15 protein-coding genes are annotated in these 15507 nt (G+C 62.0%); 11 read left to right on the top strand and 4 right to left on the bottom strand.

Annotation, left to right across the window (positions count from 1 at the left end; genetic code table 11):
- The first annotated feature begins 464 nt into the window (after nucleotides 1-464).
- The 11 genes from HBN54_RS21770 to HBN54_RS21720 all read left to right on the top strand — a co-directional run bounded on the left by HBN54_RS21770 (nucleotide 465) and on the right by HBN54_RS21720 (nucleotide 11887).
- Nucleotides 465-1154 (top strand): hypothetical protein, encoded by a 690-nt coding sequence (locus HBN54_RS21770; RefSeq protein ID WP_168675352.1) that lies wholly within the window; start codon nucleotides 465-467, stop codon nucleotides 1152-1154.
- A gap of 3 nt (nucleotides 1155-1157) precedes the next feature.
- Complete coding sequence (locus HBN54_RS21765) at nucleotides 1158-2381, top strand: alpha/beta hydrolase-fold protein (RefSeq protein ID WP_168675351.1); 1224 nt, start codon at nucleotides 1158-1160, stop codon at nucleotides 2379-2381.
- 350 nt (nucleotides 2382-2731) lie between these two features.
- Complete coding sequence (locus HBN54_RS21760; RefSeq protein WP_317170265.1) at nucleotides 2732-4159, top strand: anthranilate synthase component I family protein; 1428 nt, start codon at nucleotides 2732-2734, stop codon at nucleotides 4157-4159.
- A 135-nt stretch (nucleotides 4160-4294) separates the two neighbouring features.
- A complete protein-coding gene (locus tag HBN54_RS21755) occupies nucleotides 4295-4864 on the top strand; it encodes an anthranilate synthase component II (protein ID WP_168675350.1) in 570 nt (189 codons plus the stop codon).
- Between the two features lie 116 nt (nucleotides 4865-4980).
- The gene (gene trpD, locus HBN54_RS21750; protein WP_168675349.1) at nucleotides 4981-5976 is read left to right on the top strand and encodes an anthranilate phosphoribosyltransferase; all 996 of its coding nucleotides are present in this window, start codon (nucleotides 4981-4983) and stop codon (nucleotides 5974-5976) included.
- Between the two features lie 117 nt (nucleotides 5977-6093).
- Nucleotides 6094-6915, top strand: coding sequence for an indole-3-glycerol phosphate synthase TrpC (gene trpC / locus HBN54_RS21745; protein ID WP_168675348.1), 822 nt, complete (start codon nucleotides 6094-6096; stop codon nucleotides 6913-6915).
- A 9-nt stretch (nucleotides 6916-6924) separates the two neighbouring features.
- Complete coding sequence (locus tag HBN54_RS21740) at nucleotides 6925-7644, top strand: phosphoribosylanthranilate isomerase (protein WP_235955658.1); 720 nt, start codon at nucleotides 6925-6927, stop codon at nucleotides 7642-7644.
- A gap of 41 nt (nucleotides 7645-7685) precedes the next feature.
- On the top strand, nucleotides 7686-8888 hold the full coding sequence (trpB, locus tag HBN54_RS21735) for a tryptophan synthase subunit beta (protein ID WP_168675347.1): 1203 nt from the start codon (nucleotides 7686-7688) through the stop codon (nucleotides 8886-8888).
- A gap of 103 nt (nucleotides 8889-8991) precedes the next feature.
- On the top strand, nucleotides 8992-9771 hold the full coding sequence (trpA, locus tag HBN54_RS21730) for a tryptophan synthase subunit alpha (protein WP_168675346.1): 780 nt from the start codon (nucleotides 8992-8994) through the stop codon (nucleotides 9769-9771).
- A 139-nt stretch (nucleotides 9772-9910) separates the two neighbouring features.
- Nucleotides 9911-10915 (top strand): 3-deoxy-7-phosphoheptulonate synthase, encoded by a 1005-nt coding sequence (gene aroF, locus HBN54_RS21725; protein WP_168675345.1) that lies wholly within the window; start codon nucleotides 9911-9913, stop codon nucleotides 10913-10915.
- A 261-nt stretch (nucleotides 10916-11176) separates the two neighbouring features.
- Nucleotides 11177-11887 (top strand): phenylalanine-4-hydroxylase, encoded by a 711-nt coding sequence (locus tag HBN54_RS21720; protein ID WP_168675344.1) that lies wholly within the window; start codon nucleotides 11177-11179, stop codon nucleotides 11885-11887.
- Between the two features lie 86 nt (nucleotides 11888-11973).
- Here HBN54_RS21720 and HBN54_RS21715 read toward each other — a convergent pair whose 3' ends face one another.
- The 4 genes from HBN54_RS21715 to HBN54_RS21700 form a co-directional block, all read right to left on the bottom strand.
- The gene (locus HBN54_RS21715; protein ID WP_168675343.1) at nucleotides 11974-12444 is read right to left on the bottom strand and encodes an Mpo1 family 2-hydroxy fatty acid dioxygenase; all 471 of its coding nucleotides are present in this window, start codon (nucleotides 12442-12444) and stop codon (nucleotides 11974-11976) included.
- Between the two features lie 158 nt (nucleotides 12445-12602).
- A complete protein-coding gene (locus tag HBN54_RS21710) occupies nucleotides 12603-13475 on the bottom strand; it encodes a dienelactone hydrolase family protein (protein ID WP_168675342.1) in 873 nt (290 codons plus the stop codon).
- Between the two features lie 41 nt (nucleotides 13476-13516).
- Nucleotides 13517-14062 (bottom strand): hypothetical protein, encoded by a 546-nt coding sequence (locus HBN54_RS21705; RefSeq protein ID WP_168675341.1) that lies wholly within the window; start codon nucleotides 14060-14062, stop codon nucleotides 13517-13519.
- A 71-nt stretch (nucleotides 14063-14133) separates the two neighbouring features.
- The gene (locus HBN54_RS21700; RefSeq protein WP_168675340.1) at nucleotides 14134-15438 is read right to left on the bottom strand and encodes an ABC1 kinase family protein; all 1305 of its coding nucleotides are present in this window, start codon (nucleotides 15436-15438) and stop codon (nucleotides 14134-14136) included.
- Nucleotides 15439-15507: the final 69 nt, after the last annotated feature.

Genomic DNA, 15507 nt, shown 5'->3' with positions numbered 1-15507 from the left:
TTTAAAAATCATATTAATTTTATGAGCTATGCACTGTTTAGCAATCCTTTAACTAGCGTGGTGGCATGCCTCTCAACCGGGTGCGCAATGCAAACGATTCGGATATGGTGCGCATAACGCGTTGGAATGAGGCTTTTTTTAAGATTTTTCAGCAAAAAATAAGTTTAAAAGGGCCGTATTTTTTGGGTGTGTGTCTACTCATCGGGGGTGTGTAGCTACTCATTAGGTGCGTTTTTGGGGTGCCGGGTGCTTTCCTTTGTCCTGGGCTGTCGCGGGCGAAAAACCAGCGGCTGGGCAAGTGCCCGAAGGCTCGCCGCACGGTTGGCAATCCCGGATTAACCACCTTTGCCCTTACCATATTTCCGTATGGCCCGGCTGATAATGGTACTGTTGTTCGTTAATTGGCGCAGTAATTGCCTTGCCGGGCCATATTCTCCTAGCTAATTTTGGCTTTTCCTTAGAAAATGAAAAAGCACCTACCATTACTCGCGTTGTTGCTGGCCGGTACCGTAACCGGCGCTATGGCCCAGTCCCGGCCTGGCTCGCGCAAGCCGGCCCCCAAGCCCGCGCCCGGTGCCCGTGGAGTGGTGAAGCCGCCACCGGTGTACACGCCCATTACCACCCAGCGTGCCAGCGATACCGACGACGCGCCGACGCCCATGGTAGTGAGCAAGCTGAAGCTCAAGAAGCCGGTGCTGGTGTATTACGAAGAGCCGGCCCCCGGCAAATCGGTGCAGCAGCTTATCCTGTCCGAGGAAAACCTGGGCCTGCTCAAAACGCTGGACTTGGAGCACCTTATGGCTCGCCGCGAAATATTTGTGGATGGCCTGGGCAACCTGACCCTGCCGGGGAGCGATGTGGCCAAATTCCGGCTGCTGGGCACCAGCGCCGTGGCCGAAACCACGCGCCGCCCCGCCGGCGATGGCCGCAGCTTCTTCTCCCGCCTGAAAGTGCCGTCGCCGGGCGTGTTGTACGTCGTGCGCGAATCGGCCGAAGAATACCGGCATTTCGTGAAAGGCCCGCAGAAGAAGGGCGCGCTGCTCGACTTCCAGGCCAACGGCCTGCCGGGCGTCGATTCGGTGCGGGCCGTGTACACGTTGCGCAAAACGGATTCGTCTGAACGCGGCGCCGGCAGCGGCGAAACCATCCGATAGCTGATGAGCCAACGATTGCTGCTGAAACGCACGGCGCTGCTGGCCAGTGTTCTGGCTTTGGCGTGGGGAGCTGCCAGCGCCCAGGTTATCCTGAAAATAACCCAGGTGCCAGCTACCACGCCGGCCCGGGATTCCCTCTTCGTGGCGGGCTCCTTCAATAGCTGGAACCCCCGCAGCCCCCGCTATGCCCTGCAGAGGCAGGCCGACGGCACCTACCAAATCAGCCTGCCGCCCAGCCTGGGCAGCATCGAGTACAAGTTTACCCGTGGCAGCTGGCCAACGGTGGAAGTAGACGGCAAGAACCAGCAGATTGCCAACCGCAAAGCCGACCTGACCACTGCCCGCGAAATCGCCAGCCAGGTGCTGGCCTGGGACGACCAGGGCGGCGCGGCGGCCGCGCCCAAAAAGCACACCGCCACGCCGCAGGTGCGCCTGCTGTCCGCCTCGTTTGCCATGCCGCAGCTGGGCCGGCAGCGGCGCGTCTGGCTGTACCTGCCCGCCGACTATGCGGCCAACCCCGCCCGGCGCTACCCCGTGCTCTACCTGCACGATGGCCAGAACGTGTTCGACGACGCCACGAGCTTCGGCGGCGAGTGGGGCGTTGATGAAACCCTCGATAAGCTGCGCCAAACCGGCCAGGATGCTACCGGCGGCATCGTAGTGGCCGTGGACAACGGCGACCAGTTCCGGTCCGACGAGTACATTCCGTGGCCCAGCGCCGCGCTCAAAGACCAGCCCCACGCGGGCGGTCAGGGCGGGGCCTACGTCGATTTTCTGGCCCTCACCCTCAAGCCCTATATCGACGCACACTACCGCACCCGGCCCGAGGCGGCGCACACGGGCATCGCCGGCTCCAGCCTGGGCGGCCTGATTTCGGTATATGCCGCGCTGAAATACCCGAAGGTTTTTGGCGAGGTTGGGGCGTTCTCGCCCGCCTTCTGGGTGTGCAACGACTCGCTGCGGGCCTATGCCAAAACCCACCCGGCGGCCCGTACGGCGCGTTTTTATTTTGTGTGCGGTCCCAAAGAATCGGAAACCATGCTGCCCCTCATGGCCCAGTGGCGCGATGAGCTGCGGGCTGAGGGCGTGCCGGCGGCCAACCTGGCGTTTTCGGCCCCGGCCGATGGCCAGCACCGCGAATGGTTCTGGCGGCGGGAGTTTCCGGCCGCTTACCGGTTTCTATTTGGTTCGGCGGTGAAAACCAGGGACTCTGTGCCGCATAAATAGTCATATGGGGGAACCCATGATGGTTGGGGTGGTTGTGAAATTGGTGGCGTTTGCAACCACTAGTTGACAGGCTCGTATAGTTTTTTGTCTGCGGTTGCCGGAATTTTAAAAATGCAGCCTTATCTTTGCGTCGCGTTTCAGAAAAGCGCTTGCTCAACATGAACTCACATCGTACTTCCCAGGCTTGGTGGTGGCAGCTCCGAAACATCGGACCGGCCTGCCTGTGCGCCTAGTGAAGTCATCCTGATTTTGCTATTAGTCACAAAAAGCCCGGCCCACAGCCGGGCTTTTTTCGTTTCTATTTCTCTCCGAGGCAACCCATCCGCCTCATTTGCTCCCTTTTCAACCCCGTGCCTTACCAACTCATCACCCGTTCCCGCCGCCTGCTCGCCGATACCGTGACGCCCGTGGGCCTGTTTTTGCGGCTGCGCGACCAGTATGCCAACTGCCTGCTGCTGGAGAGCGCCGACTACCACGGCCAGCAAAACGCCTTCAGTTACCTGGTGTGCGAGCCGCTGGCTACGTTTGAGCTGCGGCGCGGCGGGGTGCTGCGCCAGCTGCTGCCCGGCGCGCCCGAAACCACCGAAACCCTGGCTCACCCGCGCGAGGCGCTGGGCCGGCTGCGTGACTTTGCCGCCGCCGGCACGCCCGACGCGGCGTCGGCCAAGCTGCCCTTCATCAGCACCGGCCTGTTTGGCTACATGGGCTACGAGGCCGTGCAGAGCTTTGAGGACGTGCAGCTGGACCCGGCGAAAGTGCCGGCCGGCGATATTCCGCTCATTCGCTACGGCGTGTACCGCTACGTTATTGCCTTCAACCACTTTCGGCAGGAGCTGCATTTGTTTGAGCACAGTGTAGCCGGCGAAGCCCCGGCAGCGAATGACGGCCTCGACCGCCTCGAAAACCTGGTGCGCCACCCGAGCGTGCCCGCGTTCGATTTTGCCACGGTAGGCGAGGAGCAGACCAACCAGACCGATGCCGAATTCCTGGCCCGCCTCACGCAGGGCCAGGCGCACTGCCTGCGCGGCGACGTGTTCCAGATTGTGCTGTCGCGCCGCTTTCAGCAAGGCTTTTCGGGCGATGAGTTTAACGTGTACCGGGCGCTGCGGTCCATCAACCCGTCGCCTTACCTGTTTTATTTCGATTACGGCGACTACAAAATCTTCGGCTCCTCGCCCGAGGCCCAGGTGCTGGTGCAGGGCCGCGAGGCTACGCTGTTCCCCATCGCGGGCACCTACCGTCGCACCGGCGACGATGCTGCCGATGCTGCCGCCGCCCAGCGCCTGGCCGCCGACCCCAAGGAAAACGCTGAGCACGTCATGCTCGTCGACCTGGCCCGCAACGACCTCGCCCGCCACGGCACTAAAGTAGAGGTGCGCACGCTGCGCGAAATCCAGTTCTACTCGCACGTCATCCACCTCGTGAGCAAAGTCACCGCCGAGCTGGCCGAAAATACCGACACCCTGCAAGTGGTAGCCGATACCTTCCCGGCCGGTACGCTTTCCGGCGCCCCCAAATTCCGGGCTATTCAGCTGATTGACGGCCTGGAGCCGACCGCGCGCGGCTACTACGGCGGCTGCCTGGGCTTCCTGGGCTTCGATGGCAGCTTCAACCACGCCATCATGATTCGCTCGTTTCTGAGTACCGGCAATCAGCTTTATTTCCAGGCCGGCGCGGGTGTGGTGGCGGCATCGAAAGTGCAGTCGGAGCTGGAGGAGGTGCACCACAAGCTGGGTGCGCTGCGGGCCGCCCTGAAAGCGGCAGCGGAGGTGCGATGAGTAGAGTAATTGCCTGAACGTCATGCCGAGCGCAGCCGAGGCATCTCGCGTGCAGCAGTAATCCAATCGGCGCAACGATGCGAGCGAGATACCTCGGCTACGCTCGGTATGACGTTCTTCCCCAAGTTCAAAATCATGAAAATCCTCGTTCTCGATAACTACGACTCCTTCACCTACAACCTGGTGCACCTGCTGCGCGAGCTCGGCCACGGCCCCAACCTGACCGTGACGCGCAACGACCAGCTCACCCTCGAAGCCGTAGATGCTTACGATGCCATTCTGCTGTCGCCCGGCCCCGGCATTCCGTTGGAGGCGGGCTTGATGCCGGCCATTATTCAGAGATATGCGCCCACCAAGCGCATTCTGGGCGTGTGCCTGGGCCACCAGGGCCTGTGCGAAAGCTTTGGCGCGGAGCTTTACAACATCCCCGCCGTGCTGCACGGCGTAGCCAACGAAGCCGAAGTGACGGTGCCCGACGAGCGTCTGTTTGCCGGCCTGCCGGCACGGTTTCAGGTGGGGCGCTACCATTCGTGGGCGGTGCGGCCCGAGTCGATGCCCGCCACGCTGGAAGTAACGGCCCGCGATGCCAACGGCGAGGTGCTGGCCTTCCGCCACCGTGCGTACGATGTGCGCGGGGTGCAGTTCCATCCCGAAAGCATCCTCACCGAGCACGGCGCGCAAATGCTGGAAAACTGGCTCCGTTAGAACGTCATGCTGAGCGCAGCCGAAGCATCTCGCGTGCCACAGTAAATAAACCGTCGAACGATGCGAGCGAGATGCTTCGGCTACGCTCAGCATGACGTTCTGAAAAGAAAAACCCTTTGAAACAGATTCTCACCAAGCTTTTCGACCACCAGCCCCTGACGCATGCCGAGGCCCACGCCGCCATGCGCCAGCTGGGCGAGGGCGGGGCCAACCCGGCCGAAACGGCGGCTTTCCTGGCCGTGTACCGCATGCGACCCATCACGGTGGCCGAGCTGGCCGGCTTCCGCCAGGCCTTGCTCGACCTCAGCCGCGACCCCGAGCTGGGTACGCACGAGTTGGTGGATATTGTGGGCACGGGCGGCGATGGTAAGAACACGCTCAACATCTCCACGCTGGCCTGCTTCATTGTGGCCGGGGCAGGCACGCTGGTAGCCAAGCACGGCAACTTCGGCGTGTCGTCGGTGTCGGGCGCTTCGAATGTGCTGGCGCATTTTGGCTACAATTTCGAGGCCAGCTCCGACCAGCTGCGGCGGCAGCTCGACCGCGCAGGCATCTGCTTTCTGCATGCGCCGGCTTTCCATCCGGCCATGCGGCACGCGGGGCCCATCCGGCGTGAGCTGGGGCTGCGCACCTTCTTCAACATCCTCGGCCCGCTGGTGAACCCGGCCCGGCCGGCGGCCCAGCTGCTGGGTGTGTTCAGCTTGGAGCTGCAGCGCCTCTACCACTACCTGATGCAGCCCACCGGCGCGCGCTACGCCGTGGTGCACGCCCTCGATGGCTACGACGAGCTGGCCCTCACCGGCCTGGCCAAAGTGGTTTCGTCGTTTGAAGGCGAGCGCCTCTTTACCGCCGACACGATCGGTCTGCCTGCCTGCACCGCCGACGACCTGGCCGGCGGCAGTACCGTCGCGGCTTCGGCCGAGCTGTTCAAGCACGTCCTCGATGGCCACGGCACCCCTGCCCAGCGCAACGTGACCACCGCCAACGCCGCCCTGGCGCTGCAATGCGCCCGCCCCGGCCTGGTCTGGGAGGATGCCCTGGCCCTCAGCCGCGAGTCGCTGGACTCGGGCGCGGCGAGAAAAGCATTTGAAACCATGCTCTCTGTTAATTAAGAATTAATAATTAACAATGAAGAAGAAACTCTCATTAATGCTTCATTCCTCCACTCTTGCGTTACCAATTCTTAATTCTTAATTCTTAATTCTTAATTCTTAATTAAGCGAAGCGTTATGTCCACCATCCTCGATACCATCGTCGCCCACAAGCGCAAAGAAGTAGCCAGCCGTCGCGAGCTGGTACCCGTGAAGCTGCTCGAAACCAGCCTGTATTTCAAGTCGCAGCCGCTGTCGCTGCGCAAGTACCTGCTGCGTGAAGGCGGCAGCGGCCTCATTGCCGAGTTCAAGCGCAAGTCGCCCTCCAAGGGCTGGATAAACCAGTATGCGCCGGTGGAGCGCACCACGCTGGGCTACATGCAGGCCGGCGCGGCAGCGCTGTCCATCCTCACCGATACCGAATTTTTCGGGGGGAAAAGTGAGGATTTGACCACGGCGCGCCGCTTCAATTTCTGCCCCATTCTGCGCAAGGATTTTGTGGTGGATGAGTACCAGATTCTCGAAGCCAAAAGCATGGGCGCCGATGCCGTGCTGCTGATTGCGGCCGTGCTCACGCCCCAGGAAATCGACACGCTGGGCCGCCTGGCCCGCTCGCTGGGCCTCGAAGTGCTGCTCGAAGTGCACGATGGTGAGGAGCTGGCCCGCTCAATCAATGCCGAAGCCGTAGACCTGATTGGCGTGAACAACCGCAACCTGCACGACTTCAGCCTGAGCCTCGATACGTCGATGACCTTGGCCGAAGCCATTCCGAATGAGTTTGTGAAGGTGTCGGAGAGCGGTATTTCGACTGCTTCGGCCATCGGCCAGCTGCGCGAGGTGGGCTACCGGGGTTTCCTGTTGGGCGAGGCGTTCATGCGCCACGCCCGGCCCGAGCGGGCCTGCGCCGCGCTGGTGCAGGAAATTGCCGCGCTGTCGAAAGTCGAATCGGTTGTTGCCTAGTTGCAGGATATGAAAACGCCCCGCCCCAACCTGCCTGCGCTGGCCCTGGCCGCCGGTGTTCCCGGTGCCACGGCCCCCGAGCCAGCGGCTGCCGTTCCGGCGCGGCTGCTGGTGAAGGTATGTGGCATGCGCGACGCAGCCGCGCTGGCTGCAATCGCCGCGTTGGGGCCGGATTTTTTGGGGTTCATCTTCGCGCCGAAATCGCCCCGCTTCGTGGGCGACGTGCTGGCCCCCGAGCTGGTACGGGCCCTGCCGCCCACCATTTGGAAAGTAGGGGTGTTTGTGAATGAAACCACTGAAAACATCCTCGCTATGGCGCACCGCTTTGGCCTTGCCGCCGTGCAGCTGCACGGGAAAGAAACGCCCGCCCAGTGTGAGGAGCTAAACGAGGCTGGCCTGCTGGTTATGAAGGCGTTTTCGGTGGGGGAGGCGGTCGATTTTAATGCGCTGCTGCCCTACGTACCGTATTGCGACTTCTTTCTTTTTGATACAAAAGGGGCTGCGCCCGGCGGTAACGGGGCCATTTTCGACTGGAGTTTGTTATCAGCCTACAACCTGCCCGTGCCCTATTTTCTGGCCGGCGGGCTGGGCCTGGAACACGCCGCTGAGTTGGCGGCGCTGCACCTGCCCGGCCTGGCTGGAGTGGACTTAAACAGTAGCTTCGAAACCGCGCCCGGCGTGAAAGATGCCGGCAGGCTAGGAGAGATGTTAAAGGCGCTGAAGAAATAAGAGAACGTCATGCTGAGTTACCCAATAATGACCAAAACGATATGACACCCACAATCTCCTATCAAAAGCCCACGGCCCGCGGCTACTACGGCCAGTTCGGCGGCGCATTCGTGCCCGAAATGCTTTATCCCAACGTGGAGGAGCTGCGCACGCAATACCTGGAAATCATGGCCGAGCCGGATTTTCAAATCGAGATGCAGGCGTTGCTGCGTGACTACGTGGGCCGGCCCACGCCGTTGTTTGAGGCCAAGCGCCTGTCGGCCAAGTACAACACGCGCATTTTCCTGAAGCGCGAGGACCTTTGCCACACCGGCGCCCACAAAATCAACAACACGGTGGGGCAGATTCTGCTGGCCAAGCGGCTGGGCAAAACGCGCATCATCGCCGAAACCGGGGCCGGGCAGCACGGCGTGGCCACCGCCACCGTGTGCGCCCTGATGGGCCTGCCCTGCGTGGTGTACATGGGCGCGGTCGACATCGAGCGCCAGGCACCTAACGTAGCCCGCATGCGCCTGCTCGGGGCCGAGGTGCGCCGCGCCGAAAGTGGCAGCCAGACCCTGAAAGACGCCACCAACGAGGCCATCCGCGACTGGATTGCCAACCCGGTTGATACGCACTACATCATCGGCTCGGTGGTGGGCCCGCACCCGTACCCCGATTTGGTGGCCCGCCTGCAGGCCGTCATCAGCGAAGAGATGCGCAAGCAGCTACTGGAAAAAACCGGCTCCGAGCTGCCCGATTTCGTGGTGGCCTGCGTGGGCGGCGGCTCCAACGCGGCCGGCGCGTTCTACCACTTCCTGGATGAGCCCTCGGTGCGCCTGATTGCGGTGGAAGCGGCCGGACATGGCATCAATTCCGGCCACTCGGCGGCCACGTCGGTGCTGGGCACGCCGGGCATCATCCACGGCAGCCGTACGCTGCTGATGCAGGACGAGCACGGCCAGATTACCGAGCCTTATTCGCTGAGCGCGGGCCTCGACTACCCCGGCATCGGCCCCCTGCACGCTTATCTGGGTGAAGTAGGCCGGTCCGAGTTCATTGCCATTACCGACGACGACGCCTTGGCGGCCGTGAGCGAATGCAGCCGCCTCGAAGGCATCATTCCGGCCCTGGAAACGGCCCATGCGCTGGCCGCCCTTGGCCAGCTGGGCGCGGGCCCGGACGATATAGTGGTGGTGAACCTGTCGGGTCGCGGCGATAAGGACCTGGATACCTACCTCAAAAACATGGATAAGCTCATCTAATATTTCTCGCTGAGGTCCGCAGAGGGTGATGCAGAGGTTCGCTGAGGACGACCACTGCGAACCTCTGCGTCACCCTCTGCGGACCTCCGCGAGAAACCAACTCATGAACCGAATAGCCAACGCCTTCGCGAGCAAAACCAACCTGCTCAATACTTATTTCACGGCCGGCTACCCCAGCCTGCACGACACCATTCCGCTGGCCAAAGCCCTGGTGGAGGCCGGGGCCGATATCCTCGAAATCGGGATGCCGTTTTCTGACCCGCTGGCTGATGGCCCGGTCATTCAGGGCAGCAGCTCGGTGGCGCTGGCCAATGGCATGAGCATCCCCGTGCTGTTCGAACAGCTGCAGGGCCTGCGCGCCGCCGTGCCCGAAACGCCGGTGTTCCTCATGGGCTACCTCAACCCGGTGATGCAGTTTGGGGTGGAAGAGTTCTGCCGCCAGGCGGCCGCCGTGGGCGTCGATGGCGTCATTCTGCCCGACCTGCCGCTTGCCGAGTACGAAGAGTTCTACCTGGAAACCTTCAAAAAGCATGGCCTGAAAGCCGTGTTCCTCATCACGCCGCAAACCTCAGCGGACCGAATTCGCCACCTCGACAGTCTTTCCGACGCCTTCCTGTACCTCGTGTCGGGCCCCGGCACCACCGGCGGCACCACCCAGCCCGATGCCGTGACCCAGGCCCAGTATTTTGAGCGCATTGCCGCGCTGAAGCTGCGCAACCCCCGCCTCATCGGTTTCGGCATTGCCGATAAAGCCGGTTTCGACGCCGCGTGCCAGCACGCCGAGGGGGCCATCATCGGCTCGGCTCTCATCCGCGCGCTGGAGGATGTGGACGATGCGCCGGCCGCCGCCGGGCGCTTTGTGCGGGGCATCAAGCAGGCGTAACCTCACCCCCCGGCCCCCTCTCCTTTAGGAGAGGGGGAGCCAGACGATTTCACTTAACGAGATTTATAATGACCGCGCCACCGTGGCTCCCCCTCTCCCAAAGGAGAGGGGGCCGGGGGGTGAGGTGACCCCCAAAACGATGATAATCCAACTCGAAAAAAATGCCTCGGTAGCCACCATTACCGAGCACCTGAAGCAGCAGGGCTACAAAGCCACCGAAGTAACTACCCAGCACGCCCATTACCTGGTGGCGATTGGGAAAAAGGAGTTCGACATTCGCACCATCGGCCAGCTGCCGGGCGTGCGCGACGTGCACCGCGTGAGCGACGACTACAAGCTCGTGAGCCGCAAATGGCGCGTGAAGCCCACCGTGCTCGACCTCGGCGACGGCGTGAGCATCGGTGGCAGCTCGCTGGCCATTTGTGCCGGCCCGTGCAGCATCGAGAGCGAGGCCCAGATGGAAAAGGTGATGGACCACCTCGTGGCCAACGGCGTGCGCCTGATGCGCGGTGGCGTATTCAAGCCCCGTTCGTCGCCCTATGCCTTTCGCGGTTTGGGCCTCGAAGGCCTGCGCGATTTCCACCGCATGGCCCGGGCGCGCGGCCTCAAAATTGTGACCGAGGTGATGCAGGTGTCGCAGGTGGAGGAGATGCACGATTTCGTGGACGTGTTCCAGGTGGGTGCCCGCAACACCCAGAACTTCAACCTGCTCGATGCCCTGGGCGGCGTGGATAAGCCCGTGCTGCTGAAGCGCGGCATTTCGGGTTCGATTGAGGAATTGCTGTCCTCGGCTGAATATGTGTTTTCGGGTGGCAACGAGAAGCTGATTCTCTGTGAGCGCGGCATCCGCACGTTCGAAACGGCCAGCCGCAATACGCTGGATTTGAACGCTGTACCTATTCTCAAAGCCAAAAGCCACCTGCCCGTAATTGTGGACCCCTCACACGGCATCGGCATTCGCGAGTACGTGCCCACGATGGCGCTGGCCGGCGTAATGGCCGGGGCCGACGGCATCGTGTACGAAACCCACGAAACGCCCGAAACCGCCGCTTCGGATGGCGCGCAGACGCTGGATTTCGACGAGTCGGCCCGGCTGATTCGCAACCTGCGGCGCGTGTACCAGCTGCGGCAGGAGTTGGAGTAAAGAAAAATTAATGTAAGCAAATGCTTGCATTTCCAAAATCGGTTCTTAAATTCGTCTTACTCATGCGCCACCAATTCGTCAATTGCATTAACACCCTAATGACTGCCCCCAAACAGGGCGGGTACGGGCTGCGATTGGCGCTAACGGAAGACGAGGCATGAAACCCGAACTTCTCTAGAAACCTTCAAAAGCCCGAATCCGCCAGGATATCGGGCTTTTTTTTCGCCCTGTTTTAACCACACTTTCCCCAATCGTTACGCCATGTTTACCACGCCCAACTCCGTCAGCCAGGACCAACTCATTTGGAAAATGCTGTTCGACCGCCAGACCGCGCTGCTGCACCGGCGGGCGGCCCCGGCCTTCAGCCAGGGCCTGGCCCGGTTGGGCTTGCGGCGCGAGGCCATCCCCGACATCCGGGAGCTGAGCGCCGTGGTGGAGGCCGAAACCGGCTGGCAGCTGGCCCCGGTGGGCCGGCCGTTCGAGCCGGCCGCATTTTTCGCCCTCCTGGCCGAGCGGAAGTTCCCGATTGTGACGCGCATCCGGTCCATGCAGGCGTTCGATTTTAGTCCCGAGCCCGACTTGTTCCACGACCTTTTCGGGCATGTGCCCATGCTGCTCGATGAGGGCCTGGCCAACTTCCTGCACGAGCTGGGGCAGGCCTACGTAGCCCAGCCCGCCGGCTCGCCGGCCCGCGAGCAGCTCTGGGCGCTCTACTTCTTCACGGCCGAGTTTGGCATGGTGCAGCACGAGAGCAAGCCGTGCCTCTACGGGGCGGGCCTGCTGTCGTCGGCCGGCGAAATCCACCACTGCGTGAACGAGTTCACCCCGCGCCCGGCCTTCGACCTGGCCACCGTATTGGGCACACCCGTTACCGGCGCGCGCTACCAGAACCAGTATTTCATGCTGCCCGCCTGGGAGCAGCTGACCGAGTGCGTGGAGGAGTTGGCGGGGATGCTGGCTGTCGTGCGGTAGTGGTAGCTGGATTTTCCAAAACGTCATGCTTCGCTGCGCTCTGCATGACGTTTATTCTCTGCTCGTTACCAGCCTAATCCGAAGCGTTAATACCCCCAGCCCAGCCGCCGGTACACGAAATGCAGCAGCCACAGCGGCCCGATGAGCAGAAACTGCAGGTCCTTGAGGAAGCTGGGTTTCTTGCCCTCCACTTTGTGACCCCAGAACTGCCCCACCCAGGCCAGCGCAAAAATAATGAGGCAAATGCCCCACAGCGGTAGCACCGCCGCACCTGCCACTACCCGCAGGGCCAGCGCCATGGCCACCCACACCAGCACCATGCCCAAGGCCAGCCGCCCACTCAGCCGCACGTAGTAGAGCAGGGCCAGCGCCATTACCAGCGTGCCCCAGTTCAGCCACGGGCTGATGCGCTGCACGAAACCGGGCACGGGAATGGACCACAGCAATCCAATCAGCGAGAACATAATCAGCGGCACGCACACCCAGTGCACCAGCTTGTTGGTGGGGTTTTGGTGGCTTTCGCCGTATTCGGACAGTAGGGCGGTGAGCGGGGCCATGTGGTGGAAGTAGCGCGAGCTTTTAGCCCGCGAATGAGAAGGGTGCCGGCGCGGACAAAACAGTCCGCGCTACAGGCTGGCGTTCAAGCTCACCAAAGTAGCAAAAAAAACGCCTCCCGAGCGGGGAGGCGTTTTCGTTTGATGCGGATAACTGCTGCTTAAGCTTTCAGCTTGAAGCGGCCGCGCAGGTAATTCAGCGCCTGGCCGTGGGCTTTGGCGGCGTATTCCTTGTTGAATTTGGGGTTGGACGGGTTGGCGAAGGCGTGGTCGGCATCGTAGCTTTCGATGGTGACGCTTTTGCCGGCGGCCACCATGTCTTTCTTGAACTGGCCCACCACCTCGGGGTTAATCCACTTATCCTGGCTGGCGAAAATGCCCAGCACGTCGGTATTCAGGGTTTTGAGCTTGGCCACGTCCTTTTCGGGCATGCCGTAGTACATCACGCAGCCCACCGTCTGCTTGCCGCCGAGCAGGGCTTCCTGCAGGCTCCAGCCGCCGCCGAAGCACCAGCCGATGCTGGCCAGCTGGGCCTTGGGGCCAGCGTACATTTCCACCCCTTTGAGGATGGCCGTGGCGCGGTCGGTTTTCACCTCGCCCATGTATTTGCCGGCTTCTTCGGGCGTGGTGGCAATCTTGCCATCGTAGAGGTCGACGGCGATGACGTTGACGCCGGGCATTTCGGCGGCGAAAGTGGCGGCTTCCTTCTTGATGTAATCGTTCAGGCCCCACCACTCGTGGATTACGAACAGGTACTTGTTGGAGGGCTTGGCACTCTTGATTTCGAAACCCTTGCCGGTGCTGCCGTCGGGGGTTTTGAATTCAATCATTTTGCCTTCGCCTTTGAATTCGTAGGGTAGGGGCGCGTCGTGGCCGCCCGAAAAATCCTTATCGGCGGCGAGTTTGGCGAAAGCCTCGGTGGCCGACGCCGAGAGGTTGCCGGCTGGCCGGGCGCAGCAGCTGGCCATCTGTTGGGCCGAAGCCGAGAACGAGAGGCTGAACAGCGCCGCACCGAGGGTAAGAAACTTTTTCATTAGTTGGGGAGGAAAAATAGATTGAATTCATGTACCAACAGTTAATTGGCAAAATGTTCCCGCACCAGGCGACGAAGTTCCGGCAATTCCCGGCTGGCCCGGCTGTGCAGGGCCGCTGAACGGCTGGTAGTGAGGACGTTTTCGGTTGCGGAAATTACTTCGGCTGCCAGCTCCGGATAGGGCGCTGCCAGCCGCGCCACGGCGGTGAGGGCATATGCGCGAATGGCAACGGGCTCGCTGGGCGCATGCAGCAGCGCCAGGCAGGTATCGAAGGCCAGGCTCTGCCACTCCTCGGGCACGGGTACAAATTGCAGCACCCGCGCTACCGCCCGCCGCACGGCCGGATGCTGCCCGGGCGCGGGCTGGGCGGCGGCCAGCAGGCCCGGCAGGTGCGGCACCAGCCACTTGGGCCGGCGCTGGCCCACCCAGCCCAGCACATCAGCAGCCAACTGGCGCTCGCGCTCCGCGCCGTACCAAAACAGTTGGAGCAGCTCGGCCAGGGCCGTGGGGTGGGCGCAGGCGTAGTCGGCCAGCCGCTGCGTCTGGCGGGCCGAGTGTTCCCGCAGTAGCTCTTGGCGGAGGTTCATGGCCGAAATGTAGCACATGCTTCAGCCTATGCCTGCCGGGAGGAGCAGCCGGGCACAAGCTGAAGCATGTGCTACATGATACCGGTTTGAATCGAAGCTCCCAGCTCCGTGAGCAGCGCAAATAGCCCCACGTAAGTCCGGTTCAGGTAAATGAAGTGCTCGGAGCCGCGCGGCTCGCGCTGCTTGCGCAGCTCGGGGTCGGCCATCAGGTCGTCGCCGAGGGCGTAGAGGGCGGCCATGTAGGCGGGGTCGCCAAAATCGAAAGTGGCCTGACGGAAGGGGCGGCCCACCAGCTCCAGCGACACGCGCATGGTGCGCATATACAGCGCCCGCATGGCCGGGGCATCGGTGGCGCGAAGCACGCCGCCCTGGGTAAGCAGGGCAGCGAGGCGGTTTTCGTCGGTAAAGGTTTCGGGGGCCAGCAGGTCTTTGAACAGCTGGTACACGTCCATCGGCACGTCTTTCACGCAGCCGAAATCGAGCACGCCGAGGGTACCGCCGTGGTCGGCCCGCATCAGGAAATTGCCGGGGTGCGGGTCGGCGTGCAGCTGGTGCAGCTCGTTGAACTGAAACTGGTAGAAATCCCACAGCGCCTGGCCGATTTGGTTGCGGATTTCCTGCGATGGGTTGGTAGCCAGAAACTCTTTCAGGTGCTGGCCGGGCAGCCAGTCCATGGTCAGAATGCGGGCCGTGGAGAACTCCGGATAGTAGGTCGCGAATTCCAGGTTGTGTAATTCCTGGCATTTGGCGGCGATTTCCTGGCCGCGCCGCAGCTCCAGCTTGTAGTCGGTTTCTTCGAGGAGGCGGGTTTCTACTTCCTCCAGGTAAGGGCGCACCTGGGCTTCGTTGAGGCCCATCACGCGCAGGGCAATGGGCTTCACCAGCCGGATATCCGACTTGATGCTGTCGGCCACGCCGGGGTATTGCACCTTCACGGCCAGCTCCTTCCCATCCTTGCGGGCAAAATGTACCTGCCCGATGCTGGCCGCCTGCCGGGCCTCGGGTTCAAACTCATCAAAAAGCTGGTAAGGCGACTTCCCAAAAGCATCGCGGAAAGCCTTGGTCACCAGCGGGCCGGAAAGGGGCGGGGTCGAGTACTGGGCTTTGGCAAACTGGTCGGCGTAGGCCGTGGGCAGCATGTTTTTCTCCATGGCCAGCATCTGGGCCACTTTCAGCACGGAGCCTTTCATCTCGCTTAGCGTACCGTAGAGCTCGGCGGCGTTGGCGGCGTGCAGGCTTTCGGTGGTCGACTCTGCGCCAACGGCTTTTTTGGCGTAGTGCTTAATGTAGTTGGTGCCCACGTTGAAGCCGGTTTTGGCAAAGCGGGCGGCGCGGGCCACTTTGGTGGTCGGCAGGGAGGTTTGAGGTTCGTCCATCTGTGAGGTAAGCTTTAGCTTGCCGTGATGTATAGTGTAATGAGATACAAATGATTACAGCCGACGGCA

The organism is Hymenobacter artigasi, assembly GCF_012275535.1.
Classification (GTDB): Bacteria; Bacteroidota; Bacteroidia; order Cytophagales; family Hymenobacteraceae; genus Hymenobacter; species Hymenobacter artigasi.
This window is presented reverse-complemented; position numbering and strand designations above follow the sequence as displayed.